We start from the raw sequence: 12,115 nt of genomic DNA on the forward strand, positions 1-12,115 counted from the left end.
GGCCCTGCGCCAACGATCACGACATCAAACTCCATCGATTCACGTTCGATGTGCTCCATGTAGGACTCCTCATATTGCTTAAAGGTGGCAACCAAAGTTGGTGCTGCCATGCATAAAAAATTCAAAGGCTGAGCAGATCCCCTGAATCAGCCATACTCAGAAACGATTAAGCATAACAATTCTATTTTTTTATCTATAGACATGTGACTGATATTTCGAGGAAATTCTTCTGACTTTTTCTCACAATATCAAAACAAATTGGAATGATCGGCAGCAAAGCATTTTAGAAAATCTTCACTGCCATCATTTCTTGTGCTTAGTGCATTTTTAAAGTTGGCTTTGATGATTTAGACAGACGATCTTTTAACAAAAACACACCCGTTTTTAAAATGCCATGCAATGCAATTTGATGGAAACGGTACAATGATAGGTACATCATACGGGCACAAAAACCCTCGATATTAATATCGCCTAAGATATTACCTACACTATTTTTTTCACTGAGCGAAACCAATGATCCTTTGTCTTTAAAAATAAATTCAGGCAATTCAGCCTGCTCAATATGTGCTTTGAGTGCCTGTTCAAGGAAAATCGCTTGCTGATTTGCCACTTGCGCACGAGGTGGAATCGCACGTTGCTGTCCAACAGGAGTATAACTTGCACAATCCCCCATCGCAAAAATATGCTCATCCAAGGTCGTTTGCAGTGTTGGGCGAACAATTAACTGGTTAATACGGTTGGTTTCTAACTCTGCAATATTTTTGAGAAAATCAGGTGCTTTAATACCCGCAGACCAGACTTTAAGTTTGGCAGGTAATGCCTGTTCATGCTCAAAATGAATGAACGAATCATCAATTTTGGTGACTCTATGCTGAGTTAAAACATTAACTCCCATTTTCACCAATTCAGCTTGTGCAGCAGCAGATACTCGCTCCGACAGTCCAGGCAAAACTCGATTTGACGCTTCAATCAAACTAATACGGACATTTTCAGGAGCAATTTTAAAACCATATTTACAGAACTGATGTGCAGCATGATGCAACTCTGCTGCCAGCTCGACACCTGTTGCCCCTGCCCCCACAATCGCGATATCTAAACACTTAGGTTCATTTTGCTCTTGCTCGGCTTGTGCTTTGCTTTGTGCCTGAAGATATAAATTGAGAAACTCATTATGGAAGCGGTCAGCCTGCTGACGTGAATCTAGGAAAATACAGTGCTCACGTGCACCCAATGTTCCAAAATCATTGGATGTGGAACCTATAGCAATCACTAAAGTATCGTAACTGACCAAACGACGTGGCGCGATGATCTTCCCCGATTTTGAATCCATTTGCTCCAGTACAATCTGCTTATTTTCTCGGTCAATATCCATCATTTTTCCCAAGCCAAATTCAAAATGATTTTTTTTGGCATGCGCAAAATAATTGAGCTCGTCTTCTGCTGAGTTTAGTTTTCCTGCAGCAACCTCATGCAGCAATGGCTTCCAGATATGTGTCAATGCCGCATCTATCAGGAGAACTTTGGCTTTACCTCTTTTCCCCAAACTGTTCCCCAGTCGGGTTGCGAGTTCCAGTCCACCTGCCCCACCACCCACAATCACAATACGATGTGGATGTACAATTTGCTGCTTGATTTGAGAATTCATGTTCTCTCTCCAACTTTTTTGATGGATTTAAACCCGTAGTGTTTAAATTCATCAAAAAATTGGCACTTAATACTTATTTTTATAAATGTTCAGTATTTCCAAAAAATATTGTTATATATAATCACTAATATAAATATATAGCATTTTTTAATAAAATAAATAAATTTTGAACAAAAAAAATCCACAGCTTTGTAACAACAAACGCTGTGGATCGGCTTTTATTATAGGCCTAAGCACATATATTTAATTTCAATATAGTCTTCAATGCCATATTTAGAGCCTTCACGCCCCATCCCCGAGGCCTTAACCCCACCAAATGGTGCAACTTCAGTGGCAACAACGCCAACATTGATACCAACCATACCGTATTCCAAGGCTTCAGAAATTTTCCAAATTCGCCCAACATCACGCGCATAGACATAACATGCCAAGCCAAATTCAGTATCATTTGCAGCTTGAATGACTTCTTCTTCAGTCTTGAAGCGGAATACTGGTGCAACTGGCCCAAAAATTTCTTCGCGGGCAATTCGCATATCAGGATGAATATCCCCCAATACTGTTGGCTGGAAGAATGCCCCACCTAGCTGATGGCGTTGACCACCGACCAAGACCTTAGCACCTTGCTGTAAAGCTTCCTCAACCAATTTTTCGGTATTGTTAGCAGCCTTAATATCAATCATTGGGCCAACAACAGTATCAGCTTCGGTTCCTTTACCCACTTGTAATTGTGAAACTTTCTGCGCTAAGCGTTCAACAAAGGCATCATAAATACCTTCTTGAACATAAAAGCGATTGGCGCAAACACAGGTTTGACCTGCGTTACGATATTTGGCAATTACAGCCCCTTCCACCGCAGCATCAAGGTCAGCATCATCAAATACGATAAACGGAGCATTACCACCCAATTCCATCGTAGCTTTTTTCACTGTGTCAGCACATTGACGGAGCAATTGGATCCCAATTGGCGTTGAACCTGTAAAGGAAAGCTTGCGAACTATAGGGCTAGAGGTCAGTTCATTACCAATAGCACTAGAGTCCCCCAGCACAATATTGAACACACCCGCAGGGATACCTGCCTGCTCAGCAAGTGCAGCTAAAGCCAAAGCAGAAAATGGAGTTTGGCTGGCTGGCTTGAGTACCATCGTACAACCTGCCGCCAATGCAGGTGCTGCTTTACGGGTAATCATGGCAGAAGGAAAGTTCCATGGCGTAATTGCCGCACAGACACCAACCGCTTCTTTGGTCACAATCAGACGACGACCTTTCTGGTTGGTCGGAATCACATCACCATAAATACGTTTGCCTTCTTCTGCAAACCATTCCAAGTAAGACGCTGCAAATGCAATCTCACCTCGTGCTTCAAACAGAGGCTTCCCCTGTTCAGCCGTCATGATCTGCGCAAGGTCTTCCTGATTTTCTAAAATTAATTTGTGCCAGGCCAAAAGCTTACGGGCACGTTCCTGAGCAGTCAGCGCTCGCCATTCAGGCAAGGCTTTTTCAGCAGCAGCAATCGCATTTTGGGTTTCTTGTGCGCCCATACGCGGAATTTTGCCAATTGGTGTTTGTGTCGCAGGATTTAAAACTTCAGTGGTTGTCCCTGCAATTGCATCGCACCATTCACCATTGATATAGCATTGCTCACGGAACAATGCAGCATTGGATAGATTCATGATTTTAAACTCACGGAAAATTGTGTGGCAGTGATTGAAAAATCACTACCATGGTGCATTAGCGAGATGCCAGCGCATTTTCACGAATTTGAGTTAGACTCATTTTCGGTGTTAACGCTTCAGGATCAATCTGGATTTCAATAAGAGACGGTTTTCCAGAATTTTGACTGCGGTCAAATGCTTCGAAAAACTCTTCAGTTTTGGTCACGGTTTCAGCATGGAAGCCAAAAGAACGTGCAAATGCAGCAAAATCAGGATTAAACAATTCAGTCCCTGACACACGGCCTGGATAGCTGCGTTCTTGATGCATACGAATTGTGCCATACATACCATTGTTCACTACGATCACCATCATTTTGGCATCGTAATGTGCAGCCGTAGCCAGTTCCTGACCATTCATCAAGAAACAGCCATCTCCTGCAAAAGCAATCACGGTACGTTCTGGGTAAGTCAGTTTTGCTGCGACCGCTGCAGGAACACCATAACCCATTGAACCATTCGTTGGCCCAAGTAAAGTTCTGAAAGTTTCATGCTGATAACCGCGGTGTACCCAACCTGTATAATTACCTGCACCACAGGTCAAAATCGAATCTTTTGGCAAGTTTTCATTAAGCCATTCGATAATTTGACCCATTTGTACATCGCCTGGTGATACAGGGAACTGGCAACCTTCCTGATACTCTGCATTGAGTTTCTGTACCAAAACAGTGAATGCTTCTGGCTTAACAGGAGCTAAAGCAGCGAGTTGAGCACTGATTTTTTGCATACCCGCATTGATACCCAGCGTCGGCTGATAAACACGCCCCAACTCTTCAATACCCAAATGCACATGCACCAGTTTCTGTTTCGGTGTTGGAATATCAACCAAAGCATAACCGCCTGTGGTCATTTCACCTAAACGCGCGCCTAGCACGATTAAAAGATCTGCATTTTTCACTGCATTTTGCAGCGCAGGTCCTGCTGCCAATCCCAAGTTACCAATATAGTGTGGCAAGGTATTATCAATCAGATCCTGACAACGGAATGATGCAGCAACAGGCAGATTCTGACGTTCGATAAACTGACGAATATCTGCAACAGCCTGTTCATTCCAACCACCACCACCCAAAACCACCAGTGGATTTTCTGCTTTCTGGATTAATGTTTGCAATTCTGCAAGATCTTCAGCCGATGCAGCAGGTTCAATATGTTTTGCTGGTTCAGCATCTGCAACTTCAACCATATCGGTAAGCATATCTTCAGGCAATGCAATGACTACAGGGCCTGGGCGACCATTCATGGCACGCTGAAATGCTTGATTAATTAGCTCAGGTATACGAGCTGCATCATCAATCTGTACAATCCATTTTGCCATTTGCCCGAACATACGACGGTAGTCAATTTCTTGGAATGCTTCACGATCAATTTGATCACGTGCCACCTGACCAATGAACAAAATCATTGGGGTTGAGTCTTGATAAGCAGTATGTACACCTACTGATGCATTGGTTGCCCCTGGTCCACGGGTAACAAAACAGATGCCTGGTTTACCTGTAAGCTTGCCATAAGCTTCAGCCATGTAAGCTGCACCACCTTCTTGACGACAGACGATTAAGTCGATGTCATCTTGGGCATCGTGAAGTGCATCAAGTACTGCCAGATAACTTTCACCTGGTACACAGAATGCACGTTCTACACCGTTGACACGCAAAGCATCGACTAAAACCTGCCCGCCTGTACGCTGATTTTGAGTGGTATTTGTCATATTAAAGTCTCCATTTCATCCGTTAAATGACAGAATCTTCAAGGAACGGACGGTTCTCGATGACTCGTTGATATGACAATGGGTTAAGATCAAGTTCACGATACTCACCATAAGTGATCAGCTCGCTTAAACCACGCCCAATTGCGGGTGCCTGTTGTAGACCATGTCCACTAAATCCGTTACAGAACATGAAGTTGGTGACTTCATTATGTGGTCCAACAATCGCATTGTGATCAAGCACACAGTAGTCATAATGTCCAGCCCAAGAGTTCACGACCTTAATCGCTTCAAAGGCAGGTACACGCTCAGCCAAGATCGGCCAAACCTCTTCATCAAATTCCTGATGCAGCACATCGAAGTCTTCTGGATCTACTTCTGGATCCACTTTTGGATATGTTCCACCCAAGTAGAACTGACCTTCGGGACGGAAGAACACACCTGTAGGGTCAATGGTTAAAGGTACTTTGCCTTCTAGTGGGGTACGACAGTCAAACACGAACAATGAGCGGCGACGTGGCTCTACAGGAATATCGAGACCTGCCATGCGAGCAACTTTAGTTCCACGTGTGCCTGCACAGTTCACCAACGTACCACAGCGAATCACGTCCCCATTGGTTAAACGAACGCCTGTGATTTTGTTGCCTTCACGCAGAATATCAACCACTTCATTTTCAATGTATTCAACGCCTAAAGAACGCGCTTTACGACGGAAACCATTCACCATGCCATAGTTGTCAAACCAACCTTCATCGGCACGGCCATAACTTGCGCCTTTTAGGCTTTCAGGATTCACCCATGGAAAACGTTGAATCAACTGATCAACATCCCACAAATCAACCTGTGCACCATTTTGTAGTTGAGTTTCATGAAGTCGTTGCAGAACATCGAAACCTTTTTGATCTGCTAAAAATAGATAGCCATTCTCATGGAAGGTTAAATCAGGTTTTTCACCATCAACCTGCATGGTATTACCAAAATCACGAATGAAGTCAGCGCCATATTTTGAAATCTGAATGTTTATCGGATTTGAAAATTGAACACGGATCGAACTGCTCGACAATGCTGTTGCCGATTGCGCATAAGTTGGATCACGTTCAATTACTAAAATCGAACCATTAAAATCTGGGTTATTTGCAAGGAAATACGCAGTTGAACTTCCGTTGACCGCACCACCAACAATCACCACATCGTAATTTTGTTTGCTAGCTGTAGCTACCATTTCTTTCTATCCTTCAATCTTTGCCATCAACAACTTATTTTTTGTCTTCAAAATGACCCGCACCTGCAAAAGCGCCACCGTGATAACGGGCAGATGGCTCATTTGGGTTAAGTGGTGGATGATTAGCCAATACTTTTTCACGATAATCATCAGCACTGTCTTTTGGTACATAACCAATTGACGATGCCATACGGTTATCCCATAGACATTCGCGGTTATTTGAAACGCCATACACGATCATGTGTGCCACGCGTGGTGCATGAAGTGAACGCTCAACAATTTGTGCAAAGTCGTCAAACGATAACCAAGTTGCCAACATGCGACGGTCTAAAGGCTCTTCAAATGATGAACCAATACGGATGTTGACGGATTCAATGCCAAATTTATCCCAGTAATAGCGGCCCAAGTCTTCAGCAAAACATTTGCTCAAGCCATACAAACTGTCAGGACGATGCGCAACGCTAGCATCAATGGTTTCCGTCCGGTCATAAAAACCAATGGCATGATTCGAACTGGTATAAATCACACGTTTTACGCCATGCTGACGCGCAGCTTCATAAATGTTGTAAGTACCCTGAATATTGCCTTTGAGAATCAATTCAAAGGTATTTTCTACAGGAACTCCCCCTGCATGCACAATCATGTCAACATCTTTTGCCAACGGTAAAACCTTGTCAAAATCAGCTAAATCACAAATCGTACCTTCTTCATGGGCAGCCAGTTCACCTAAATCAGTGATATCGGTCAGGCGCAGAATCTCAGCATGATCTTTTAAAGCTGCACGTAATACGCGACCAAGACGTCCAGCAGCACCTGTAATCAAAATTCGCTTGAATGGTTTACTCATGTTCAACTCCTAATCTTTATACCAATGCAGCCAAAGCATCACGTAACTGGTTTAATGCCTGTTGTAATTCTTGTTGTGAAGTAGCAAAGGACAAGCGGATATATGGCTCTATCCCAAATGCAACACCTGGAACAGTGGCAACCTTACCGATTTTAAGTAAATAGCTCGATAAGTCTGCATCATTCTGAATGACATCACCTTGCGGGGTTTTCTTGCCAATAAAACCTGCACATTTTGGAAAGGCATAAAATGCACCTTGTGGCATTTCCAGTTCCAAACCGTCAATTTCAGACAAGGCTTGGATCACCATTTTGCCGCGCGTTTCATATTCTTTAGTAGCCGTTTCAACAAAGTCTTGAGGGCCATTTAATGCCGCCAACGCTGCCATTTGAGAAACTGCCGAAGGACAGGTCGTGGTTTGTGACTGCATTTTGTTAATGGCTGCAATCAAGCCTTTTGGCCCTGCTGCAAACCCTAAACGAAAGCCTGTCATGGCATACGATTTTGAAACGCCATTCACCACTAAAGTACGCTCACGGAGCTGTGGACAGGCTTCAACAAAAGATACAAATGGCACATCACCCAAAATAATGTGTTCATAGATTTCATCAGATAAAATCAGCACATTGGGATAACGCTCAAGCACCACACCTAATGCAGCAAGCTCTGCTTTGGAATAAATCACGCCCGTTGGATTATTGGGTGTATTCAACATGACCCAACGTGTTTTTGGAGTAATTGCTGCTTCAAGTTGTTCTGGTAACAATTTGAAGCCTTGTTCTGTACCACATGGCAGAACTTTAGGTACACCACCATTCAGCAACACCATGTCGGTATAGGACACCCAATACGGTGCTGGGGTAATCACTTCATCGCCCGGTTCTATGGTTGCCAAAAATGCATTAAATAGAATCTGTTTAGCACCATTTCCGATACAAATTTCATCAGCAGAATAATCCAGATGATTGTCACGTTTAAATTTATTGACAATCGCTTGACGCAGCTCAGGATAACCATTCGGTGCGGTATAACGGAAATGACCCGCTAGCATGGCCTGATGCGCAGCATCGATTACATGCGCTGGCGTTGAAAAATCAGGCTCTCCCAAGCTCAGGTTAATTACTGGCTCCCCTGCAGCAGCCATCTGTTTAGCTAAAACAGACACTGCCATGCTTGGAGAACTTTTAACTTGCTGTACACGCAGACTTTGGAATTGCATTATTTATTTCCTCCAGCTGAGGTATAACCATAATCTGCTTCTGCTTGTTCTGGGCTGATATAGCCAAAGCGAATATCACGTTCTACAGATTCCATTGGGCGGTTACGCGGATCACCATAACCGCCACCACCTGGTAAACGCAGCACTAGGCGACGCTCGGCAGGGACATGTTGCTGACCTTTACCGCGTAAGATCGTGCCATCATCTAAACCAACAAAGCCTTTTGCACCATCTAATCCACCTTCCAAACCACGTGCTGGGTAACTAATCCGGTCAAACATGGCACTGAAGCGGAACTCATAACCTTCAGATGCTGAAATTTCAATTTCCTGACCTAAGCCACCGCGTAATGCACCTGCGCCACCTGAACCATTACGGAATTCTTTACGCCATACAATCACAGGGCCTGCATGTTCAGTCGCTTCAACTGGCATCGTATGTACACCACTTGGGAATGCGGTTGAACTCAAGCCATCTAGATTGGCGCGTGCCCCCATACCACCACTGTTGAACATCAACATTTCTGCATTGCGACCATTTGGATTTGTTGCCAATGGACGAACACTCATGTGTAGGTTCCAAAGTGCACTTGCACCTTCCGCAGGAACTGTACCTGGTAAACATTTATGTAATGCACCAAGTACAAGGTCAGGCACAAAGTGACCTAATACATGACGAACTGATACAGGTGCAGGGTGTTTGGCATTTAAAATACAACCTTCAGGCGCAACGACTTCAAATGGTTCAAGCGAAGCAGTATTGTTTGGAATTTCAGGTGCCAAAATACATTTCAAGGCATAGCAAGCATAGGCTTTGGCATAACCTAGTGGTACGTTAATACCAAACTGACTCATGCCTGAAGTACCTACGAAGTCAGTTAAAATACCCTCTGGTCCAACTGTCAATGTCACAGAAAGTGTCACTGGAACATCATAACCATCGAGAGTCATGCTATTGGTATACTTTCCATGTGGCAGAGACTTGAAGCAGTCCAATGTTGCTTTACGACTATGTTCCAAGATAAAGCTGCCAATCATGTCGAGATCGTCTAAATTGAACTCGCGCAACATATCAATCAGACGTAAATGACCTGTTTCATTACAAGCTGAAAGTGCATAGAAATCACCAATCACGCGGTCATTTTCACGGACGTTATGACGAATGATATTGATCAAATCTTTATTGACCTTGCTGCGTTCAAACAGCTTCATTACAGGTATAAATAGACCTTCTTCATACACTTCGCGCGCATCTGGACCAAAACCGCGACCACCAATGTCCACCACGTGTGCCGTACTAGCAAAATAACCAATCAGGCGACCTTTATAAAAAGAAGGAGACACGATGGTAATGTCATGTAAATGCCCTGTACCTTTCCAAGGGTCATTCGTGACATAAACATCACCTTCATAAATATTGTCAGCGCCAATATCATTAATGAAGTGAATCACAGCTTCAGCCATGGTATTTACATGACCAGGTGTTCCTGTTACTGCTTGAGCGAGCATTCGACCTTCACGGTCAAACACGCCAGCAGATAAATCACCCGCTTCACGAACACTGGTCGAAAATGCCGTACGAATCAAGGTCAGTGCCTGTTCTTCAACCACTGAAACCAGACGGTTCCACATGACCTGCATTTGAATATCAATTAAATTTGTCGTCATTGTCATAACCTCGAATGCATGCCTTAGCGTTTAACAACCAATAAACAGTTGTCTGGTTGAACCGTTGCAATAAATGAAGAAGTAATAAAGGTTGAAGTTTCCCGTTCTGCAATAATTGCAGGACCATCTACTTGTGCACCCACACCCAAGTTTTCACGCTGATAAATTTTGGCAGCCACAAAATCACCTTTGAGCACATCAAAAACGTCACGTTGTGCGACATGGTCGGCATGATGGGTGGCTTCAATTTGCTCAACCGTTGTGACTGGTGGAAGTGGAGAACTTGCCTTCACTGCCCAACTCACAATTTCAACATCTGGCCCTTCAATTGGTCGACCGAAGAATGTGGTATAAGCTTGTTCAAATGCTGCTTTAAAAGCCGGAGCATCCGCTTGGGTGAATTTTTTAAGTTCAACATGAACAGGAATTTCCCAACCTTGACCGACATAACGCATAAATGCTGTGCATTCCATTTCAGGCTCACCTTCTGGCATCCCCTGACGTAAGAACCCAACTGCTTCTTGTGTCATTTCATCAATCAAACCATTGATTTGATTTGCATCAAATTCTGCCAAGCGAACAAATGAACTACGAACTGCTTCATATCCGAATGGTGCACGCAAGAAACCAATGGCTGAACCCACCCCTGCACCTGCGGGTACAATAAAGCGTGAAACACCCATTTTTTCGCAGAGACGAGCTGCATGTAATGGGCCGCCACCGCCAAAAGTAATCATGGTGAAATCAGAAATATCTTTACCGCTTTCTACTGCATGCACACGACCTGCATTGGCCATGTTTTCATCAACCACTTCACAGACACCATAAGCCGCGGTCTTTGCAGGTAATTCAAGAGGACTACCAATCACACGTGCCATCGCATCATCCGCATTGTCTTCAGACAAAAGTAATGCTCCACCCGCAAAGTTTTTTGCATCTAGACGACCCAATAAAAGATTGGCATCGGTAATGGTTGGTTCTGTGCCGCCACGGTTATAACAAGCAGGGCCTGGCTCAGAAGCTGCACTGTGTGGTCCGACACGAATCTGACGCATGCTGTCGATGCTAGCAATTGAGCCGCCACCTGCACCAATCTCAACCATTTCAACCACAGGAATTGAAATTGGCATACCACTGCCTTTTTTGAAGCGATATGTACGCGCCACTTCAAAGGTTTTTGCAGTTTTAGGTACTTGCTGTTCAATTAAACAGATTTTTGCAGTTGTTCCGCCCATATCAAAGGAAACCACTGAATCTAATGAATATTTACGGGCGATATCTGCCGCAAAAATTGCACCGCCCGCAGGGCCAGATTCAACAAGACGTACAGGGAATTCTGCTGCACTTTCTACAGAGATAATGCCACCGCCAGAGTGAATCATGAACACTGGGCAATTTGCACCTTCTTGCTTCAATGTGACAACCAAACGATCAAGATAAGATTTAATGATTGGTTTCACATAGGCATTGGCACAGACTGTATTGAAACGTTCAAACTCACGCATTTGTGGAGAAACTTCACTTGAAATTGAAATTTCAACATGCGGTAAACGTGCAACCAAAGCATCACGCAACATGCGTTCGTGCGCACCATTCATATAGCTGTGAATGAAACCGATCGCCACACTTTCATAGTTATTTTGGGCAATTTGTTCAACAAGTGCATCTATCTCTTGCTGATGCGGTGCGATTAGCACTTGACCATCAACACCAATACGCTCTTTTAATGTATAGCGATGTTCACGATCAATCAGCGGTGGTGGCAATGCAATATTAATATCGTATTGCTCAAAACGGTTTTCGGTACGCATTTCTAGCGTATCGCGGAATCCCTCTGTTGTAATAAACGCTGTACGAGCACCACGACGTTCAATCAAAGCGTTGGTTGCAAGTGTCGTTCCATGAATCAACTGATCGATATCAGATAATTGTACCCCAGCTGTTTTCGCAACTTGAGATACACCTTTTAAAATCGCACGCTCTGGCAGTTCGTAGTCAGTAAGGACTTTTGTTGAATGGATGACTCCATTTAAATCCAAAGCGATATCAGTAAATGTTCCACCGATATCTACACCAACACGACAGATTGAAGTCGTCATCGTTC

General features: G+C 43.8%; 8 protein-coding genes. All 8 read right to left on the reverse strand.

The genetic code is table 11. The features are described 5' to 3' along the window. Positions 1-316: 316 nt before the first annotated feature. Positions 317-1,645 carry an NAD(P)/FAD-dependent oxidoreductase gene (locus C1A47_RS17145; protein ID WP_111896238.1) on the reverse strand — a complete coding sequence of 443 codons (1,329 nt, stop codon included), beginning with the start codon at positions 1,643-1,645 and terminating at the stop codon, positions 317-319. A 221-nt stretch (positions 1,646-1,866) separates the two neighbouring features. Next, the gene (locus tag C1A47_RS17150) at positions 1,867-3,318 is read right to left on the reverse strand and encodes an NAD-dependent succinate-semialdehyde dehydrogenase (protein WP_264756276.1); all 1,452 of its coding nucleotides are present in this window, start codon (positions 3,316-3,318) and stop codon (positions 1,867-1,869) included. Positions 3,319-3,373: 55 nt separating this feature from the next. Continuing rightward, positions 3,374-5,059, reverse strand: coding sequence for a thiamine pyrophosphate-binding protein (locus C1A47_RS17155; RefSeq protein ID WP_111896240.1), 1,686 nt, complete (start codon positions 5,057-5,059; stop codon positions 3,374-3,376). 22 nt (positions 5,060-5,081) lie between these two features. After that, positions 5,082-6,278 carry an NAD(P)/FAD-dependent oxidoreductase gene (locus tag C1A47_RS17160; RefSeq protein ID WP_111896241.1) on the reverse strand — a complete coding sequence of 399 codons (1,197 nt, stop codon included), beginning with the start codon at positions 6,276-6,278 and terminating at the stop codon, positions 5,082-5,084. Positions 6,279-6,312: 34 nt separating this feature from the next. After that, positions 6,313-7,125, reverse strand: coding sequence for an NAD-dependent epimerase/dehydratase family protein (locus C1A47_RS17165; protein ID WP_111896242.1), 813 nt, complete (start codon positions 7,123-7,125; stop codon positions 6,313-6,315). Positions 7,126-7,141: 16 nt separating this feature from the next. Next, the gene (locus C1A47_RS17170) at positions 7,142-8,344 is read right to left on the reverse strand and encodes a pyridoxal phosphate-dependent aminotransferase (RefSeq protein ID WP_111896243.1); all 1,203 of its coding nucleotides are present in this window, start codon (positions 8,342-8,344) and stop codon (positions 7,142-7,144) included. Beyond that, positions 8,344-10,011: a hydantoinase B/oxoprolinase family protein gene (locus C1A47_RS17175; RefSeq protein ID WP_111896244.1), complete on the reverse strand. Its 1,668-nt coding sequence runs from the start codon at positions 10,009-10,011 to the stop codon at positions 8,344-8,346. Before C1A47_RS17175 ends, C1A47_RS17170 begins: the two co-directional genes overlap by 1 nt. A gap of 23 nt (positions 10,012-10,034) precedes the next feature. Further along, on the reverse strand, positions 10,035-12,115 hold a 2,081-nt coding region (locus C1A47_RS17180), incomplete at its 5' end, for a hydantoinase/oxoprolinase family protein (protein WP_264756275.1).

Source organism: Acinetobacter sp. MB5 (assembly GCF_003261585.1).
Lineage (GTDB): Bacteria > Pseudomonadota > Gammaproteobacteria > Pseudomonadales > Moraxellaceae > Acinetobacter.

Bases quoted from the DNA above. Each gene is read 5' to 3' on its own strand.
- C1A47_RS17155 (WP_111896240.1), bottom strand. From the start codon at position 5,059: ATGACAAATACCACTCAAAATCAGCGTACAGGCGGGCAGGTTTTAGTC.
- C1A47_RS17165 (WP_111896242.1), bottom strand. From the start codon at position 7,125: ATGAGTAAACCATTCAAGCGAATTTTGATTACAGGTGCTGCTGGACGT.
- C1A47_RS17170 (WP_111896243.1), bottom strand. From the start codon at position 8,344: ATGCAATTCCAAAGTCTGCGTGTACAGCAAGTTAAAAGTTCTCCAAGC.
- C1A47_RS17175 (WP_111896244.1), bottom strand. From the start codon at position 10,011: ATGACGACAAATTTAATTGATATTCAAATGCAGGTCATGTGGAACCGT.
- C1A47_RS17145 (WP_111896238.1), bottom strand. From the start codon at position 1,645: ATGAATTCTCAAATCAAGCAGCAAATTGTACATCCACATCGTATTGTG.
- C1A47_RS17160 (WP_111896241.1), bottom strand. From the start codon at position 6,278: ATGGTAGCTACAGCTAGCAAACAAAATTACGATGTGGTGATTGTTGGT.